At 42.8% G+C, this 18,338-nt stretch carries 17 protein-coding genes; 1 reads left to right on the top strand and 16 read right to left on the bottom strand.

Features of this window, described 5'->3' with window-relative positions; translation table 11 throughout:
• Positions 1 to 110: 110 nt before the first annotated feature.
• The 5 genes from ACFVS1_RS04570 to rpsU all read right to left on the bottom strand — a co-directional run bounded on the left by ACFVS1_RS04570 (position 111) and on the right by rpsU (position 3,921).
• On the bottom strand, positions 111 to 605 hold the full coding sequence (locus ACFVS1_RS04570) for a hypothetical protein (protein WP_387545322.1): 495 nt from the start codon (positions 603 to 605) through the stop codon (positions 111 to 113).
• 22 nt (positions 606 to 627) lie between these two features.
• Positions 628 to 1,623, bottom strand: coding sequence for a flotillin-like protein FloA (gene floA / locus ACFVS1_RS04565; protein WP_387549193.1), 996 nt, complete (start codon positions 1,621 to 1,623; stop codon positions 628 to 630).
• Between the two features lie 44 nt (positions 1,624 to 1,667).
• Positions 1,668 to 2,993 carry an NfeD family protein gene (locus tag ACFVS1_RS04560; RefSeq protein WP_387545319.1) on the bottom strand — a complete coding sequence of 442 codons (1,326 nt, stop codon included), beginning with the start codon at positions 2,991 to 2,993 and terminating at the stop codon, positions 1,668 to 1,670.
• A 296-nt stretch (positions 2,994 to 3,289) separates the two neighbouring features.
• Positions 3,290 to 3,733 carry a GatB/YqeY domain-containing protein gene (locus tag ACFVS1_RS04555; RefSeq protein WP_101222605.1) on the bottom strand — a complete coding sequence of 148 codons (444 nt, stop codon included), beginning with the start codon at positions 3,731 to 3,733 and terminating at the stop codon, positions 3,290 to 3,292.
• Between the two features lie 14 nt (positions 3,734 to 3,747).
• Positions 3,748 to 3,921: a 30S ribosomal protein S21 gene (gene rpsU, locus ACFVS1_RS04550; RefSeq protein WP_028391853.1), complete on the bottom strand. Its 174-nt coding sequence runs from the start codon at positions 3,919 to 3,921 to the stop codon at positions 3,748 to 3,750.
• A 235-nt stretch (positions 3,922 to 4,156) separates the two neighbouring features.
• Between rpsU and ACFVS1_RS04545 the strand changes: the two genes are divergently transcribed.
• A complete protein-coding gene (locus ACFVS1_RS04545; RefSeq protein ID WP_352919822.1) occupies positions 4,157 to 5,089 on the top strand; it encodes a Na/Pi symporter in 933 nt (310 codons plus the stop codon).
• 287 nt (positions 5,090 to 5,376) lie between these two features.
• Here the strand turns inward: ACFVS1_RS04545 and ACFVS1_RS04540 are convergent, their stop codons facing one another.
• The 11 genes from ACFVS1_RS04540 to lepA all read right to left on the bottom strand — a co-directional run bounded on the left by ACFVS1_RS04540 (position 5,377) and on the right by lepA (position 18,319).
• Positions 5,377 to 5,523 (bottom strand): hypothetical protein, encoded by a 147-nt coding sequence (locus ACFVS1_RS04540; protein ID WP_387545316.1) that lies wholly within the window; start codon positions 5,521 to 5,523, stop codon positions 5,377 to 5,379.
• Positions 5,524 to 5,820: 297 nt separating this feature from the next.
• Positions 5,821 to 6,492, bottom strand: a complete 672-nt coding sequence (gene deoC / locus ACFVS1_RS04535; protein ID WP_352919816.1) for a deoxyribose-phosphate aldolase — start codon at positions 6,490 to 6,492, stop codon at positions 5,821 to 5,823.
• 163 nt (positions 6,493 to 6,655) lie between these two features.
• Positions 6,656 to 7,993, bottom strand: coding sequence for a tRNA (N(6)-L-threonylcarbamoyladenosine(37)-C(2))-methylthiotransferase MtaB (gene mtaB, locus ACFVS1_RS04530; RefSeq protein ID WP_387545314.1), 1,338 nt, complete (start codon positions 7,991 to 7,993; stop codon positions 6,656 to 6,658).
• A 6-nt stretch (positions 7,994 to 7,999) separates the two neighbouring features.
• Positions 8,000 to 8,752, bottom strand: a complete 753-nt coding sequence (locus ACFVS1_RS04525) for a 16S rRNA (uracil(1498)-N(3))-methyltransferase (RefSeq protein ID WP_387545311.1) — start codon at positions 8,750 to 8,752, stop codon at positions 8,000 to 8,002.
• A 138-nt stretch (positions 8,753 to 8,890) separates the two neighbouring features.
• Entirely contained in the window at positions 8,891 to 9,832 is a 942-nt protein-coding gene (prmA, locus tag ACFVS1_RS04520; RefSeq protein WP_241589842.1) for a 50S ribosomal protein L11 methyltransferase, read from the bottom strand.
• 273 nt (positions 9,833 to 10,105) lie between these two features.
• Positions 10,106 to 11,221, bottom strand: a complete 1,116-nt coding sequence (gene dnaJ / locus ACFVS1_RS04515; protein ID WP_387545308.1) for a molecular chaperone DnaJ — start codon at positions 11,219 to 11,221, stop codon at positions 10,106 to 10,108.
• A 301-nt stretch (positions 11,222 to 11,522) separates the two neighbouring features.
• On the bottom strand, positions 11,523 to 13,361 hold the full coding sequence (gene dnaK, locus ACFVS1_RS04510) for a molecular chaperone DnaK (RefSeq protein ID WP_352919804.1): 1,839 nt from the start codon (positions 13,359 to 13,361) through the stop codon (positions 11,523 to 11,525).
• 37 nt (positions 13,362 to 13,398) lie between these two features.
• Positions 13,399 to 13,989 carry a nucleotide exchange factor GrpE gene (gene grpE / locus ACFVS1_RS04505; protein WP_336275385.1) on the bottom strand — a complete coding sequence of 197 codons (591 nt, stop codon included), beginning with the start codon at positions 13,987 to 13,989 and terminating at the stop codon, positions 13,399 to 13,401.
• A 100-nt stretch (positions 13,990 to 14,089) separates the two neighbouring features.
• Positions 14,090 to 15,118: a heat-inducible transcriptional repressor HrcA gene (hrcA, locus tag ACFVS1_RS04500; RefSeq protein WP_352919802.1), complete on the bottom strand. Its 1,029-nt coding sequence runs from the start codon at positions 15,116 to 15,118 to the stop codon at positions 14,090 to 14,092.
• 124 nt (positions 15,119 to 15,242) lie between these two features.
• Positions 15,243 to 16,394 carry a radical SAM family heme chaperone HemW gene (gene hemW, locus ACFVS1_RS04495; protein ID WP_352919799.1) on the bottom strand — a complete coding sequence of 384 codons (1,152 nt, stop codon included), beginning with the start codon at positions 16,392 to 16,394 and terminating at the stop codon, positions 15,243 to 15,245.
• An 89-nt stretch (positions 16,395 to 16,483) separates the two neighbouring features.
• Positions 16,484 to 18,319, bottom strand: coding sequence for a translation elongation factor 4 (lepA, locus tag ACFVS1_RS04490; protein WP_387545303.1), 1,836 nt, complete (start codon positions 18,317 to 18,319; stop codon positions 16,484 to 16,486).
• Positions 18,320 to 18,338: the final 19 nt, after the last annotated feature.

Here is an 18,338-nt window from a genome sequence, read left to right as displayed (position 1 = left end):
TCAATGTATGAAATGAAAGAGGGTTCTAGCACAAAATTATAAGGGAATGAAAGTCTATTTTTTCATGCTCATTTAATGACGGGCTTAAAAAAGCCCCGGGCTCCGAATAATCACCTTCTGGACCTCTGAAGACTTCTCTTTGCCCTTGGCGGTCCCAGCACTTCTGACATGATGATGCCATCAATCAGCTGTTTTTTACCAAAAGACGGCCCTTGGCGATAGACCGGACTTTTATCATCAGAAATCGTTGATGTAAGTTGATCCGCCTTCGCTTTTTGATATAAACGCTCCTGATCGTACTTCTGCTGAAGCCTTCTAAGCTCCGCAATTCTTTTGTTCGCATCGTTCGTCGTCTCATCGATCACTTCAACAGCCTGAGCTGCCTGCTGTTCGACTTTCCTTACAGGAGCAGGGGCTGGCCTTTGCTGCGGATTCCCTTGCTGCATTTCACCTTGAAGCTCCCGCATGACCTCCTGCCATTTCTTTTTCGGAGGCGTGTTAGGATCTTGAGTTTGCTTTTTCTTTCCTAACATGGACGTTAAAATACCGATCAAGACAATGATAAGGAATGGGTTCTGGAGAAAGAAATCAATAAAATCTCCCATTTAAAGACCTTCCTTCCCTGACCTAATTATTATTATTATTATGGTTATTGTTGTTATCTTTTGGATTGTCTGAAATTTTACTGATGGAACCGCGCATATCCGTATCGGCCGTGATATTTTGGATATTCATATAATCCATCACTCCAAGATTTCCGCTTTTCAGTGCATCGGCCATGGCCAATGGAACTTCCGCTTCGGATTGAACAACCTTCGCTCTCATTTCCTGAACACGGGCAACCATTTCCTGTTCAAGTGCAACAGCCATCGCACGGCGTTCTTCAGCCTTTGCCTGGGCAATTTTCTTATCTGCCTCGGCTTGGTCCGTCTGTAATATGGCCCCGATGTTTTTCCCGATATCCACTTCGGCGATATCAATAGAAAGAATTTCAAATGCCGTTCCTGAATCCAATCCTTTTGATAAAACCGTTCGTGAAATCAAATCGGGATGTTCCAGGACATCCGTGTGCATTTTCGAAGCACCGATCGTTGATACGATCCCTTCACCTACACGGGCAATGATCGTCTCTTCACCGGCACCACCGACCAGACGTTCAATATTGGCTCGGACCGTGATCCTTGCTTTCGCTTTTACTTCAATACCATTCATCGCTACACCAGAGATGAACGGAGTTTCAATCACTTTCGGGTTAACGCTCATTTGAACAGCCTGCAATACATCACGACCGGCAAGGTCAATAGCTGCACCCCGTTCGAAAGGTAATGTGATATTGGCGCGTTCTGCCGCAATTAATGCATTCACCACTCGATCGACATTACCGCCTGCAAGGTAATGGCTCTCCAATTGATTCGTCGAAACATTGATTCCAGCCTTATGCGCCTTGATAAGCGGGTTGACGACCCTGCTTGGTATAACACGGCGAAGCCTCATCCCAACTAATGTAAATATACTGATTTTGACTCCTGCCGCTAAAGCGGAAACCCATAGCATTACTGGTACGAATGTGAAAAATACTGCCAATACGATGATGGCAGCAATCACTGCCAGTACAATAAATATCGTTCCTGAAGTTATCACTTAATGATTCATCCTTCCTGTATCTTTTAATTTAAATCCGGAATTTCCCGGACGACTACCCTTGATCCTTCAACTTTAATTATGACGATTGACGAACCTTTGGAAATAAAGCTTCCTTCGGTCACGACATCCACTCTTTCGTCTTTGACCAAGGCTGTTCCTGAAGGCCTCAAATCTGTAAGGGCCTTCCCTTCAACACCTAATAAATCCAAACGATTCGGATTGCTGACATACCCTTGTTCCGTTTTTGTTGCATCGGTTAATATCATTTTCCTGAAAAATTTCATCTGTTTTCCAAACACCTTTACAAGTAGGATGAATACCAAAATGGATACGGTGACCGCAATTAGCAAGGATATCGTCATATGGACCGGATCTCCTGTCGCGAGGAACAGACTCCCCACTATCGCTGTAAATCCGAGCAGCCCGATAATCCCCCCTGGGATAAAAAATTCAATGAGTACGAGAATGACCCCAATGATGAACATCGCTAACGATTCGTATCCGGTGATACCAGCGACAAGATGACCATAGAAGAATAAGACAAGACTGGTGATTCCAATGACCCCCGGAATTCCAAAACCGGGTGAAAACAATTCCATCACAATCCCGATTCCCGCTATCGTTAATAAAATGGGAACGACGATCGGGTTGGTCAAAAAGCGGGCAAGTTTCTCAGGAAAGCTTTCTTCGATTGACCGAATATCAGCATCCTCAACGCCAAGTATACTATACAGCTCCGCTTTCCCAGAAACGGTGCCTTCACTATATCCAGCCTTTTTTGCCTGTTCGGCTGTAAATGTCAGCAACTTTCCTTTTTCCGCTCCATATTCGGGTAGATCGATGTCAACATCCGCCATCGCCTGGGCGTATATAGGATCACGTCCATTTTGTTCTGCAGCAGTCTTCATGGCAGCTAACCAATAAGATTGCGCTTTCTTACCTGCAGCGTTCCCCGTTGAATCTATTACAGCTGCAGATCCCATGGTGGCACTCGGAACCATATAGATCTCATCTGCACTAAGAGAAATGTATGCCCCTGCAGATAAAGCCCTGTTATTGACGTAGGCAACTGTCTTGATTGGTGAATCCGACAGTAACTTTGCAATTTCCCCTGCTGCATCCACAGCACCTCCAGGGGTATTCACCTCGAAAACGACAAGATCTGCATCAGCTGCTTCAGCAGTGGTAAGCGCACGTTCCAAAAAGGCCGAGAGTCCCTTTTCCACCGTTTCTTCTATCGGAACATGGTAAACGATCTTCTGGTTTGCAGATACCGTCGATCCCCCAAAAGGAGACACAGTGAACAGCAATCCAAATAAGAGTACAGATAAATAACGCCAAATTTTCAACGGAACGCCCCCTTTCCCGTATTAAACGCGGTAAGTGCCTCCAATGTTCAGGAGGAAAACCTACCAGTAAATTCAGCACTCAACTAAATTCGAATAAGGAGCAATGAGCAACCCTTTACTCTGTTCTTTAGTTATTACGTATGTATATGAAAAAGGTTTCAAAAAAAGCAAATAAAATTAAAAGTGCCCCTATTATCTTGGGCTTCTTTTCAAGAATATACGCATAAAATTCATGAAACACACAAAAACCACAGGCAATTTGCCTGCGGTTAGGTTTCGAGTTTTAAGTTTAGAGTTTAAGATAGATGTTGTTGTACTAATTTGTTTACTAGAGAACCATCCGCTTTACCTTTAACTTTAGGCATTAAAGCTCCCATAACTCGCCCCATATCTGCTTTGGATGTTGCATTGACTTCTTCAATCGTTTGTTTAACGATATTAGAAATGTCTTCTTCTGAAAGTTGCTCAGGCATATAAGCCTCTACGTATACTAGTTCGGTGCGGACTTTATCCACGAGATCTGAACGACCTGCGTTTTCAAACTCCTGGAGGGAGTCTTTGCGTTGTTTTAATTCGCGAGAGAGCACTGTCAATTCTTCATCATCTGTTAAATCTTGCCTCTGCTTCAAGGCTTCGTTTTGAATGGAAGCCTTCAGCATCCGAATAACAGATAGTTTGTCCTTTTCCTTGTTCTTCATCGCTTGTTTCATATCATTATTTAAACGCTCGAGAAGACTCATCTTTCCACCCTCTCTTAGAATTTACGTTTTCTTGCAGCTTCAGACTTTTTCTTACGTTTTACGCTTGGTTTTTCATAAAATTCACGCTTCCTAGCTTCCTGAAGCGATCCTGCTTTAGATACAGTACGTTTGAAACGACGAAGAGCATCTTCAAGCGATTCGTTTTTACGAACGACGGTTTTAGACATCTCTTTCCCTCCCTCCGAAAACAACACACTAACTCAAGTTGTCAACATGTTATACATGTACTAAACAATTATAATATATCATCTTTAACAGGTCAACTAATAAAATTAAACTTATTTTGAATATTATCATGTTATTATCATAATTTTTCACTAATCAATCATTCAACTTGCATGAAATCCAATTTATAGCATGTCTCCTGTTAATGGGCCATAAGCTTATTAAGAGGTGACAGTCATGCATGAGCTATTTTTATTCTTATTATTCATTGCGATATTTTTGGCGGGTATGTCCGTATTACGAATCGGACTGTTCAATATGTCCGGTGCAGCATTAAAAAAATTTCTCTCGAAGGTTACGGATAAGCCATGGAAAGGTTTCATGGCCGGAACCATCTTTACGGGGATCTTGCAGAGCAGCTCGGCGGTCATGGTCATGACGGTCGGCCTCGTTTCCGCAGGAAGCTTAACGTTCCCGCAAACAATCGGGATTATTCTTGGAACGAATATCGGATCCACCTTTACAGCAGAGTTCATGACCTTTTCCTTGGATCGTTGGATCATTCCCGGTGTCGTAAGCGGCGCTTTCCTATGCTTCATGCCTAAAGCATTACCGAGAAGCATAGGGATGTCCCTGATTGGAATCTCGGCCATCTTCGCTGCGATGAGTGGTTTTAAAATGCTTTCGACACCGATTGCAGCCTATTCTTCGATACAAACGCTCATCCATTACATAGAGGGCCATATGAGTTATGCCTTATTAGCCGGGATATTATTGACCGCACTCATTCACTCCAGTTCGGCAACCATCGGGATAGCCATGAGCTTTTTGATGAACGGGGAGTTATCCGTCTCTTCCGCAATCATCATCATGCTCGGATCGAATATTGGCACTTGCATCACCGGATACATGGCCAGCATCGGTTCTGGCAGACAAGCTGCCTTCACAGCTTATGCACATATTTGGCTAAACGTCATCGGGGTTGCCGCATTCCTGCCTTTTGTAGACATTCTGGAAAGCGCTGCTGCCTTTTTCACCGAAAACAAGGGGGCACAGCTCGCCCATGCCAGTGTCATTTTCAATATCTTGACATCTTTGGCCGTCTTGCCATGGGCACGGCAATTCTCTAACCTCATTCTTTTGTTGCATCGGCAACACTTAAAGAAATAAGGGGCTGTCCTAAAAATCAATGGCTACTGACTATGGGATAGCCTTATATAAGATAGACCCAAACGCATAGATATTATGGGTCGTAAACGATTTTAGCTAATCTTTTTATAATTAGTCTTATGGTTTAATAAGCTCAAACAACTTAATATAACAGCAGCTATTATCAAAACAATCAAACCTTCATTAGAGAAGGAGAAGGATTTTAGATAAAAAAACGTTACTGCCAATATAAATGAAACGGTTATTAACGTGTTAAATACCCAAAATTTCACCATAGTTTTCACCACTCATCGTAGTGTAGGTAAAATAGATTTAGACATACATTTGTATGCGGGATAACATGCATCAGCTTTTTTAGGTGCAGCAGTCGAAACGCTAATTAAAGAAAAAGCTAACGTTGTTGATAAAAGAAAATCAAAAGCTCGTTTCTTCATATTCCTCCCCCTACTTTATGAATTTAATATAATCACGTTTACTTCCTCATGCCTCTTACTATCATTGAATACACAATAAGCTTTTTTTGTATGTATGGGTTCCAAAAATGAAATATACAAATTCAAAAATGATACGGGTCCTCTTTTTTCATGGAATCAATTCACATTGGCAGGTGAGTTTCAATTTAGATTACAATCCAATTTATTTATAAAATCAATAAAAAACAGGCGGAGAAAAATCATTCATTTTTCTCCGCCTGTTTTATTTCAGGGACTTATTATACGGTCCTTACAAAATCAATAATCTGAATCAGCCGTTAAGCCCTTTACGATGGAGACACCTGCACTCGCACCAATTCTTGTTGCACCAGCTTCAATCACTTTCTGGGCATCGCTTGTGTTGCGGACTCCACCTGAAGCTTTGACGCCGATATCCGGGCCAACTGTTTTTCTCATAAGCGTGATATCTTCAACAGTCGCTCCGCCGGTCGAAAAACCAGTTGATGTTTTCACATAATCCGCTCCGGCTTTTACGGCCAATTCACTTGCACGGACTTTTTCTTCATCAGTCAATAAAGAAGTTTCAATGATCACTTTTGACAGAGCCTTACCAGTGGATGCCGCTACAACAGCACGAATATCCCGCTCTACCAACTCATCATCCTTGTCCTTCAATGCGCCGATATTGATCACCATATCGACTTCGTGAGCTCCATTGGAGATGGCGTCTTTCGTTTCAAAAGCTTTGGTTTCCGGTGTAGTTGCACCTAGAGGGAAGCCGATAACGGTACAAACTTTCACTTCTGAACCTTCCAAAAGTTCGCTTGCATATTTCACCCAGGTTGGGTTCACGCATACGGAAGCAAAGTTATACTCTCTTGCTTCTTCGCATAATACCTTTATTTGCTCTTTGGTTGCATCTGCTTTTAATAACGTGTGGTCAATTAAACCTGCTACATTTTGTGACATTAATAAATCCTCCTCAAAAACAATCTATACCTAGTTGTACGTACCTCTCATAGTACCATAGTTTATCCACTTTGACGATATATATAGTCTTTACCCGAAAGTGCCAAGATAACACATCTAAAAAGAGGATAAAAAAAAGACAGCGATTTACCGCTGTCTTAGATTAGATATTGGCTGCTTGTTGCATAGGAAAATCCTTCACGACCGTCACGAACTGACCTTCACTAAATGGATAGCCAGACTTTGTAATCTTCACTTTGACGATTTCACCGACCATTTCTTCCGAAGCCGGGAAAACGACTTTCATGTAATTATCGGAATAGCCCTCATAAAGGCCATTTTTCAACTTCGTTTCTGGAATGACTTCAAGAACTTCCCCCTCGAATCGGGAGGCATACTCTTTAGCCAGCTGATCCGACAACGTGATAAGGCGATGTACGCGTTCATTCTTGACATCTTCATCAACTTGATCTTCCATACGGGCAGCAGGAGTCCCTGTCCGTTTTGAATAAGGAAAAACATGAAGTTCGGAGAATTTATATTTTTCTATAAAGTTATATGTCTCCATGAATTCTTCTTCTGTTTCACCCGGGAAACCTACGATGACATCAGAGGTAACAGCAAGACCCGGAAGCGCAATTTTCAACTTCTCGATCCGATCCCCGAAGAAATCCATCGTATATTTACGTCTCATCCGTTTTAGAACGGTATCGGAACCCGATTGGATTGGAATATGCAAATGACGTACCACTTTTTTCGAATTCGTCAGCACTTCAATGATCTCATCTGTAATCTGGCTGGCTTCGATGGATGAAATACGGATACGCTTCAATCCATCCACTTTTTCCAAGTCACGCAGCAGCATCGCCAAATTATAGTCTTTCAAATCGTCTCCGTAGCCGCCAGTATGAATTCCGGTGAGGACAAGCTCTTTATAACCTGCCTCGACAAGCTGTTCAGCTTGGTGAACGACTTCCTTTGGATCGCGGGAACGCATCAAGCCACGGGCCCAAGGGATGATGCAGAAAGTGCAGAAATTATTGCAACCTTCCTGAATCTTAAGTGAAGCTCGTGTACGGTCTGTAAAAGCAGGTACATCCAATTCTTCGTAGACACGGTTTTTCATGATATTTCCTACGGCATTGATTGGCTCACGCTCAACCTTGAATTGCTCGATATAATCAAGGAGTTTACCTCTGTCCTGTGTTCCTACAACAATATCCACACCTGGTATGGCCATGATTTCTGCCGGTGATGTCTGTGCGTAACATCCCGTTACCGCTATGACGGCATTCGGATTTTTACGAATGGCACGACGGATGACCTGACGGCTCTTCTTATCGCCAGTGTTTGTCACCGTGCATGTGTTGATGACATATACATCGGATGTATTTTCAAACTCAACACGATCATATCCTCCAGTTTTGAATAATTGCCATATAGCCTCTGTTTCATAATGATTCACTTTACAGCCTAATGTATGGAAAGCGACATTTGCCATTTTTCATCACCTCAAAAGTTCTACATGATAAGAAACAGCGGAAAGTGCATATAAAGGTGCTGTTTCAGTTCTTAATATTCTTGGTCCAAGACCGCAAGCCATAAAACCGGCATCAGTCAGTTTTTCAATTTCCTTATCTGCTAAACCACCTTCAGGCCCAAAAACGAATAGGATGGATTCCCCAGCGGTGATATCTTTCAAGACAGAAGCGAGTACAGAAGTTTCCCCCCGTTTTGCCACTTCTTCAAAAGCGATTAATTTATGATCGAAACCAGTTGCATAACCAGCTAGCTGATCTGCTGTCATCGGTTCCTTGATGGCAGGGATAACCGTGCGGTGAGATTGCTCAGCCGCTTCTTTTGAAATCTTCTGGAGCCTCTCCAATTTCTTACCTACCTTTTTGTGGTCCCATTTTACCACCGAACGAACAGCAATAAAAGGGATAAATTCAACGGCACCCAGTTCAGTACCCTTTTGAACGATATATTCTAACTTATCCCCTTTAGGCAGACCGCTCGCTATCACAACCCTTACAGGAAGTTCCTTTTCTTCATTCTTCCATTCGGTAACGGTCCCTATAACAGCATCATCAGTAATTTCCGAAATTTCCGCGACAGCTGTCATACCATTACTTTTTACCGTAATGATCCGCTCCCCTGGTCCCATTCTCATCACCCTGGCGATATGGTGAAAATCATCGCCTGATATCGTCACCGTGTTTCCGTTGATGTCTACATCGTTAAGAAAATACCGTTGCACACTGCCACCCACTTCGTCTAGTCTAAAAAACTCACAGGCTAACAGTCAGGAATCCAGAATGCAAGCCATGCAAAGATTCAAGCTAAAAAAAGGTACTCTGACTATCAAAATACCCGATAATCAGAGTAACTTTTTCAATTAATCATTTCTTTTCGCTATTATTGCCACCCAATCTTCCATCAAGATCGTTTCCTCAACCGTGAAACCAGATGCTATAATCGCATCCTTCACATCTTGTTTCTTAGTTTGAATGATTCCGGAAGCGATGAAATGTCCGCCAGGTTTAACGACTTTCGCTACATCATCCGTAAATCGCATGATCACCTCGGCGAGAATATTAGCCACGACGATATCCGCTTGTTCATTCACACCATCCAGCAAATTGCCTTGTGAAACGGACACTTTATCCTGCACGTTATTTATTTCAACGTTTTGGATGGCTGACTGTACTGCCACTTCATCCAAATCAAGGGACTGGATCCGTTTTGCGTCCAATAATGCAGCTGCAATGCTTAGAACACCAGAACCCGTTCCTACATCAACGACTAAATCCCCAGGCCGTACTGTACGCTCCAGCGCTTGGATGCACATGACCGTAGTCGGATGTGTACCCGTTCCGAAAGCCATGCCTGGATCAAGTTCAATGATCAATTCGTCACTGCTTACTGGAGTGTAGTCTTCCCATGTTGGCACGATGGTAAAACGTTCGGATATCTTGACGGGATTATAATATTTTTTCCACGCCGTCGCCCACTCTTCCTCATGCACTTCACTAATTGAAACAACATTTTTCCCAAGGTCTATATCAAAAAGAAGGAGATTATTGATTGATTCCTTAATAGCATCAACTGTATCGTTAAGGAAGCTGTTAACGGGCAGATAAGCTTTGATGACTACACCTTCATCCGGATAATCATCTGGGTTTAAGTGGTAGATTTCGCCAAAAACATTTTCACGTTCCTTGACTAATTCTAGAGGATCCTCAATGACAACACCGCTCGCACCTGCCTCATGGAGAATATTCGAAACAGGTTCAACCGCTTCATTCGTTGTTTGGATTGCAAATTCAGACCACTTCATAATCTACCAACTCCCAATTTGTTCTTTTACTTTGGCTGTTTTCGCATACTTTGTTGCTATTTACTGCTATTTACCAAGTAGTGCGGTGTGGTTGATTTCCCCTCCAGATGCTCGCTTTCCGCGGGGCGGGCGGTGAGCCTCCTCGGCGTAAACGCCTGTGGGGTCTCACCTGTCCCGCTGCTCCCGCAGGAGTCTCGCACTTCCGCTCCAATCACCCTTAAATCGTTTTGTTTTAAAAACAACAATCTTTACATAAAGAGCCTTTACTTTTATTCACCTATCTTTAAAAGCACGCTTTACTTTTGAGAAAAAGCCATCATCTTGTTCATCTACGCCTTGACCGCTGATATCACTGAACTCACGAAGCAAGTCCTTTTGTTTTTCCGTTAACTTCTTAGGGGTGATCACTAATACGACCACATGCTGATCTCCTTGGCCATATCCTCTTACATTCGGAACACCTTTGCCTTTTAATCGGAAACGAGTGCTTGTTTGTGTACCTGCCGGAATCTTCAGCTTCACTTTTCCATGCAGCGTCGGAACTTCTATTTCATCGCCCAATGCTGCCTGGGCAAAGGTAACCGGCATTTCACAATAAATATCATCGCCATCCCGCTCAAAGAATTCATGGCTGCGTACATGGAAGACTACATACAGGTCCCCTGTTGGACCGCCATTGATTCCTGGCTCTCCTTGGCCGGTTACACGCAACTGCTGGCCATCATCAATTCCTGCTGGCACCTTGACTTGGATTTTTTTACGTTTTTGGACTTTTCCGTCGCCGCCGCATGTTGAACATTTATTAGGAATGATTTTTCCTGTACCTTGACAATGGTGACATGCTCTCCGGTTCACAATCCTTCCGAACGCTGTGTTTTGTTCAACATTCAATTGACCGGTTCCCTGACAATGTGAACAGTTTTCCACTTTTGTACCAGGTTTGGCACCTGATCCTTTACATGTATCACAATTCTCTTCACGCGGAATTTCAATCTCAGTTTCTTTACCGAATGCAGCCTCTTCAAAAGAAAGCGTCATCGTATACTGTAAATCCGCCCCTTGACGCGGTGCATTAGGATCTCTCCTGCGACCGCCGCCACCAAAGAAGCTACTGAAAATATCTTCAAAACCGCCGAAACCGCCAAAGTCCTGACCGCCAAAGCCCTGATTTGGATCTGTATGTCCGAATTGGTCATAATGGGCCTTTTTCTGTTCGTCACTCAATACTTCGTAAGCTTCCTTGATTTCCTTGAATTTATCCGCAGCATCGTCCGCTTTATTAATATCAGGGTGATATTGTTTGGAGAGCTTTCGATACGCTTTTTTGATTTCATCCTTCGAAGCACTTTTCGAAAGGCCTAACACCTCATAATAATCGCGTTTACTCATATCTAAAATCCACTCCCGATTCGATTCACATAAAGGTAATATTATCACTGAACGAAGATAATAATCAACTAGAAAAGTACAAACGGCTTTGACACATTTTTGTAATTGGCACGACCAGCCCCGATTTGCACATCTTTTTCTCTAAAATCCCTTGATTCCCCACCAGCGATTGCAACACTTCCTGACAATGATTCCATCCATTGTAAAAAAAGCCAAAGTCAAGATAACCTGACTTTGACTTTTTAAAATGGCAGGCAGAAACTAACTGCCCAATATTCCAGTGCCCCGATTGGGTCACTTTTTATTTTTTCTCTTTCTCTTCTTCGTTAACTTCTGTGTATTCAGCATCAACTACATTATCATCTTGAGCTGATTCGCCAGCACCGGCTTCTCCAGCTTGCTGAGCTTTTGCCGCTTCTTCATAAAGCTTCATTGTCAAAGCTTGAACGATTTCGTTAAGCGCATCTTTTTTCACGCGGATTTCTTCAAGCTCATTTTTCTCGATTGCAGCTTTCAGTTCATCCTTCGCTTCATTCGCTTTTGTTACTTCCGCTTCGTCCACTTTACCTTCTAGATCTTTTAGCGTTTTTTCCGTTTGGAAAACTAATTGATCAGCTTCGTTACGAAGTTCAACTTCTTCTTTACGTTGTTTATCGCTATCGGCATTTTCTTCCGCTTCACGTACCATGCGTTCGATCTCTTCATCAGAAAGTCCTGAAGATGATTTGATGGTGATCGCTTGTTCTTTGTTCGTACCAAGATCTTTCGCACGAACGTTCACGATACCGTTTTTATCAATATCAAATGTCACTTCAACTTGCGGAACTCCACGCGGTGCCGGTGGAATGTCACTCAATTGGAAACGACCAAGAGTTTTGTTATCCGCTGACATTGGACGCTCACCTTGAAGGACATGGATATCAACTGCCGTTTGATTATCAGCAGCTGTCGAGAATACTTGTGATTTACTTGTTGGAATCGTAGTATTACGGTCAATCAGTTTCGTGAATACTCCGCCCATCGTTTCAATTCCAAGTGAAAGTGGTGTTACATCAAGAAGGACAACGTCTTTAACATCCCCTGTCAATACGCCACCTTGAATTGCAGCACCCATAGCCACTACTTCATCAGGGTTTACACCTTTGCTTGGTTCTTGACCGATTTCCTTTTTGATCGCTTCAACAACCGCAGGAATACGTGTAGATCCACCAACAAGGATTACTTTGTCGATTTCAGATGCTGAAAGACCAGCATCTTTCAATGCTTGACGAGTTGGTCCCATAGTACGTTCCACAAGTCCTGTAGAAAGCTCATCGAATTTAGCTCTAGTCATCGTTACATCCAAGTGAAGCGGGCCAGCTTCTCCTGCAGTGATGAACGGTAAAGAGATTTGAGTTGACGTTACGCCGGAAAGATCTTTTTTCGCTTTTTCAGCTGCATCTTTCAAACGTTGAACCGCCATTTTATCTTTTGAAAGGTCGATTCCGTTTTCTTTCTTGAATGCTTCAACTAGGTAATCGATGATGACTTGGTCGAAATCATCCCCACCTAGACGGTTGTCACCAGCTGTGGACTTAACTTCGAAAACGCCGTCTCCAAGTTCCATGATCGAAACGTCAAATGTACCGCCGCCAAGGTCGAATACAAGGATCGTTTGATCTTCTTCCGTTTTATCCAAACCGTATGCAAGAGCTGCAGCTGTCGGTTCGTTGATGATACGTTCCACTTCAAGGCCGGCAATTTGACCAGCGTCCTTAGTTGCTTGGCGTTCTGCATCATTGAAGTAAGCAGGAACAGTGATAACCGCTTTAGTGACTTTTTCGCCAAGATATTCTTCAGCGTATGATTTCAAGTATTGAAGGATGATTGCAGAAACTTCTTGAGGTGAGTATTCTTTTCCTTCAATTACTTCTTTATGGTTGGTACCCATATGGCGTTTAATGGAAATGATCGTGTTAGGATTTGTAATCGCTTGGCGTTTTGCCACTTCCCCTACTTGCCTTTCTCCATTTTTGAATGCCACTACGGATGGAGTTGTACGGTTTCCTTCTGGATTCGGGATTACTTTTGGTTCCCCGCCTTCAAGTACAGATACACAAGAGTTTGTTGTACCTAAGTCAATACCAATAATCTTGCTCATAGTTTCACTACCTCCCAATTATTTATATGTAAAAATCCTATTCGTTCACTTTTACCATTGCAGGTCGAATCACACGGTCTTTAAGAAGGTATCCTTTTTGGAACTCCTCAACGACAATGTTCGAACCGAAGTTTTCATCCTGAACTTGCATGACCGCTTGATGCAAACGCGGATCGAACTCTTCGCCAACCGAACTGATCGGTTCGATGCCTTCTTTAGACAATGCATCAGTAATCGCTTTATAGACCATTTCCATGCCGGATAGCAAGGATTTCGTCTGTTCATTTTCCGCTTCGATTTTTGTAGCTCTTTCAAAATTATCAAGAGCCTCCACTAAATCACTAGCAATGCTTTGAACTCTATATTTTTGAGCCGCCTCCATATCAAGCTTGGCACGGCGTCTTGAATTATCAAAATCGGCCTGCAGACGAAGATAACGGTTATCCATTTCTTCGATTTTCGCCTCAAGTTCAGCAATCTTTTCATGAGCCAATTGAAGTTCATCTTTTTCAACCGGACCTTGGTTTTCTTCCGCCGGAATTTCTTCTTCAGCGAAAACTGCTTCTGCAGCACTTTCCTCGATTGTTTCATTTTCCAATGTTTGTTCTTCGTTTTTATTTTCTGTCACAATCTCACCTCCCTAAAAGGGTTTATACAATTTATGCTAAAGGAATATGCCAGGCCGCGGAATATGCTCCTCCGCCACCTTAACAATATTACCTTTGCTACTATTTTTGATACAGTTTTGTCATCAGGGCCGTTAAATCTTTGGAGAAAAATGAAAGCAAACTGATCACTCTCGAATATTCCATTCTCGTTGGACCCAATATGGCCAATGTGCCCACTTGCTCCTGCCCGATTGAATAGGTTGCCGTGATCAAACTGCAGTCATCGAGCACTGTATTTTGATTCTCACGGCCGATCTTGACGTGGATGCCCGAAGGATTTTGAGTGATCAGCTCATAAAATCCCTGTTCCTGCTCAATCATCGATAAAAGCGTACTTACTTTAGCTATATCATGGAACTCCGGCTGCCTCAGCATATTCGTTTTCCCGCCGAAAAATATTTTTTCGGGCTTTGTGTCCGTCAGGGTCTCCGCAAGGATCGAGACCATCGATCCATAGTTTTGAATGTGGCTGCTCAATAGAACTGCCACTTCCTTATAGATCTTATCCTTTAGATCAACTAGCGGAACATCGACCAAACGGGAATTCAATATGTTCACCATCTTTTCAATTTCGTTTATATCTAAAGACGGCGGTAAGGAAATCATACGATTTTCCACATGACCTGTATCGGTAATGATGATGGCTATTGCCGTTTCAGGACTCAAAGGAATGATCTGGATTTTTTTCAGCTTATGCTCATTCACTTTTGGCCCCAGTACAATCGCCGTATAATTCGTCAGTTCCGAAAGTATTTTCGCTGACTTCTGAACGATCTTTTCCAATTCATAAATTCGTTCTACAAAAACGGATTTTAATATCTTCACTTCATTCTTTTTCGGAGCTTGAGGAGAAAGTAAATGATCCACATAATATCTATACCCTTTTTCAGAAGGGATCCTACCTGAAGAGGTATGGGTTTTTTCTAAAAATCCCATTTCTTCAAGATCGGACATTTCGTTGCGAATTGTGGCAGAGCTGAACGTAATTTCTTCTTTCTTCGACAAGCTTCGTGACCCGACTGGCTGGGCAGAATGGATGAAATCCTCGATTATCACTTGTAGAATCAATAATTGACGATCAGTTAGCATGTATGATCACCTCTGTTAGCACTCTGTCTCACCGAGTGCTAATATACTAATAAATTATCAAATGAAGCTTATGATGTCAACAATGAAAACCGCTAATTCACCGTTAAAATAACTTGAGTTTCCTTCAGTCGGAATCAATAACGCCCAAAAATGATTGGAACACTTCATTTCCAAGCAGTTTGCCCCGCTCAGTCAAGCGCACGAACCCGCCTTCCACCTTAAGCAGACCCTTTGCCGACCCTTCTTCGAGCGGTTTCCTGAAAATCTCCGTCATTTCAACAAAAAATTTATTCTTGAAGATTTCCAATGATACACCTTTCGTTTTCCGGAGCCCCAAAAACATCTCCTCTTCCATCTGTTCATGAAGCGGTACTGGGTGTTCTTCCAATACAGGCAGCTCGTTCGCAAGCAATGGCGTGATATATTTCTTCACAGGACCATGATTGGCCACCCTTTTACCTCCCGTATAGCCATGTGCTCCGGCACCAATCCCATAATACTCCACATTATCCCAATAGGTCAGGTTGTGCCTGCTTTCAAACCCAGCTCTGGCAAAATTACTGATTTCATATTGATGCAGACCATGCTTCTCCATCTCTTCCATTAGCCTCTCATACATCGAAGCCTCGAGCTCCTGCGGCGGCAGGTTCAATTTACCCCTTCTCATCTGATTATAAAAAACCGTCTTCGGCTCAACGATCAATGAGTAGCTGGAATAGTGCGGCAATTGAAGGGCAATCGCTTTATCCAGCGTATCCTTGAAATCTTCCATCGTTTGGCCCGGCAATCCATATATCAAGTCGATGCTGATATTCGTAAAGCCCACCTCTTGAGCCAAATGAATCGTTTCATAAACTTCTAGAGCCCGGTGAGTCCGGCCGATTCGTTTTAACAATTCATCATTGAAGCTTTGCACTCCAAAGCTGAGTCTATTGACTCCAGAATCATAAAGTATCTCCAGTTTTTCCCTGGAAAGATCCCCTGGATTAGCTTCGAATGTATATTCAGCCTTTTTAGGATCAAAGGGCAAGGTTTCATTGATCGCTTCACATAAGAATGCAAGTTGCTTTTCATCCAGAGAGGTCGGTGTCCCTCCACCGACAAAAACCGTATCCAAACCTGCAGTCGGATATTTGGAAAGCTGCATCACCATTTCCCTTTTCATCATCTGTAAATATTCGTCGACCGGCTGTCCCTGCAAAAATACTTTATTGAAATCACAATAGTGACAAATATGTTCACAAAATGGTATATGGAGGTAGGCGCTTTTAATCATTGTATTCACAACCTTTTAATCGAATGAGTCGATAGAAAAAGAGGCTAGATTTCCTCTACCCTCTTTTTACTATCTATCGTTTATTTTATTTATTTCTTTGGTGTCGTATCATCCATTTTCAAAACAGCCATGAAAGCTTCTTGCGGAACTTCAACGGAACCTACCTGTTTCATCCGCTTTTTACCTTCTTTCTGTTTTTCGAGCAACTTACGTTTACGGGAAATATCGCCGCCGTAACATTTAGCCAAAACGTTTTTGCGCATTGCACTAATTGAAGAACGGGCGATGATTTTTTGCCCGATCGCTGCTTGGATCGGCACTTCAAATTGTTGTCTTGGAATCAATTTCTTCAATTTTTCAACGATGACTTTTCCGCGCTCATAAGCAAAGTCCTTATGAACGATGAAACTTAAAGCATCGACAGTTTCAGCATTCAGCAAGATATCCATTTTCACAAGCTTGGACGGTTTATAGCCGATCAGCTCGTAATCGAATGAAGCATAGCCTCTTGTATTGGATTTCAATTGATCGAAGAAATCATACACGATTTCCGATAATGGTATTTCGTAATGAATGCTAACACGGGCCTCATCGATATATTCCATATCAATGAAGTTTCCGCGTTTATTTTGACAAATTTCCATGATCGTCCCGACAAACTCCGTAGGTGCCATCATCGTCGCTTTGACATATGGCTCCTCGACCCGTTCGATCTTTTGAGCATCAGGCATATTAGACGGGTTATCCACTTTCAGGACCGTTCCATCCGTTTGGACCACATCATAAATAACACTCGGGGCTGTGGTGATTAGATCGATTTTGAATTCTCGTTCAATCCGCTCTTGGATAATTTCCATATGAAGAAGTCCAAGGAATCCGCAACGGAAACCGAAGCCCAATGCTTGCGAGGATTCCGCCTCGAACTGCAGCGCTGAATCGTTCAATTCCAATTTCTCCAACGCATCACGTAAATCATTGAATTTCGATGCGTCAATTGGGTATAAACCGCAATATACCATCGGATTCATCTTCCGGTAACCCGGCAAAGGTTCTGTCGCACTATTCACGGCACTTGTAATCGTATCACCAACAGTCGTATCACCAACATTTTTAATGGATGCCGTAAGGAAACCTACATCACCGACGTTCAGTTCATCCAACAGCTGGGTCTTAGGGTTGAAGACACCCAATTCGGTAACATCGAATTCCTTGCCAGTGGACATCATTTTGATTTTGTCGCCGACTTTAACGGAACCCTCAACAACACGGATATAGGCAACTACTCCGCGGTACGCATCAAACAGTGAATCGAAAATAAGCGCCTTGAAAGGAGCATCCGGATCACCTTGCGGAGCTGGAACCAATTCAACGACCTGTTCCAGAATCTCCTCGATTCCGATTCCCGCTTTAGCCGAAGCCAAGACTGCATCGGAAGCATCCAACCCGATCACTTCCTCGATTTCTCCACGCACCCGTTCCGGATCTGCACTCGGCAAATCAATTTTATTGATGACCGGAATGATTTCCAGGTTGTTGTCCAATGCTAAATAAACGTTTGCAAGCGTTTGGGCCTCAATACCCTGTGCCGCATCGACAACAAGGACAGCTCCTTCACAAGCTGCAAGGCTTCGTGACACTTCATACGTAAAATCGACATGTCCTGGTGTATCAATAAGATGGAAGATATATTCTTCTCCATCTTTCGCGTTATATTTCAATTGAATCGCATTCAATTTAATCGTAATTCCACGCTCACGCTCTAAATCCATGGAATCCAACAGCTGACTCTTCATTTCACGCTGAGTCATGGCGTTCGTTTTTTCAATGATCCGATCCGCCAATGTAGATTTACCATGATCAATATGAGCGATGATGGAAAAGTTACGAATTTTTGATTGTCTTTTTAATTTTTCTTCTCTATTCATGACGTTCACTCCCACTTGT

Origin of the sequence: Peribacillus sp. NPDC058075 (assembly GCF_042885195.1) — a bacterium.
Classification (GTDB): Bacteria; Bacillota; Bacilli; order Bacillales; family DSM-1321; genus Peribacillus.
Note: the sequence above shows the minus strand (reverse complement) of the source record. Positions and strands in the feature narration are given on the sequence as shown.

What these genes read in the sequence shown, in the direction of transcription:
- ACFVS1_RS04570 (WP_387545322.1), bottom strand. Translation starts at nt 605, where the DNA reads ATGGGAGATTTTATTGATTTCTTTCTCCAGAACCCATTCCTTATCATT.
- ACFVS1_RS04555 (WP_101222605.1), bottom strand. Translation starts at nt 3,733, where the DNA reads ATGAGTCTTCTCGAGCGTTTAAATAATGATATGAAACAAGCGATGAAG.
- rpsU (WP_028391853.1), bottom strand. Translation starts at nt 3,921, where the DNA reads ATGTCTAAAACCGTCGTTCGTAAAAACGAATCGCTTGAAGATGCTCTT.
- ACFVS1_RS04545 (WP_352919822.1), top strand. Translation starts at nt 4,157, where the DNA reads ATGCATGAGCTATTTTTATTCTTATTATTCATTGCGATATTTTTGGCG.
- ACFVS1_RS04540 (WP_387545316.1), bottom strand. Translation starts at nt 5,523, where the DNA reads ATGAAGAAACGAGCTTTTGATTTTCTTTTATCAACAACGTTAGCTTTT.
- deoC (WP_352919816.1), bottom strand. Translation starts at nt 6,492, where the DNA reads ATGTCACAAAATGTAGCAGGTTTAATTGACCACACGTTATTAAAAGCA.
- mtaB (WP_387545314.1), bottom strand. Translation starts at nt 7,993, where the DNA reads ATGGCAAATGTCGCTTTCCATACATTAGGCTGTAAAGTGAATCATTAT.
- prmA (WP_241589842.1), bottom strand. Translation starts at nt 9,832, where the DNA reads ATGAAGTGGTCTGAATTTGCAATCCAAACAACGAATGAAGCGGTTGAA.
- dnaJ (WP_387545308.1), bottom strand. Translation starts at nt 11,221, where the DNA reads ATGAGTAAACGCGATTATTATGAGGTGTTAGGCCTTTCGAAAAGTGCT.
- dnaK (WP_352919804.1), bottom strand. Translation starts at nt 13,361, where the DNA reads ATGAGCAAGATTATTGGTATTGACTTAGGTACAACAAACTCTTGTGTA.
- hrcA (WP_352919802.1), bottom strand. Translation starts at nt 15,118, where the DNA reads ATGCTAACTGATCGTCAATTATTGATTCTACAAGTGATAATCGAGGAT.
- hemW (WP_352919799.1), bottom strand. Translation starts at nt 16,394, where the DNA reads ATGATTAAAAGCGCCTACCTCCATATACCATTTTGTGAACATATTTGT.
- lepA (WP_387545303.1), bottom strand. Translation starts at nt 18,319, where the DNA reads ATGAATAGAGAAGAAAAATTAAAAAGACAATCAAAAATTCGTAACTTT.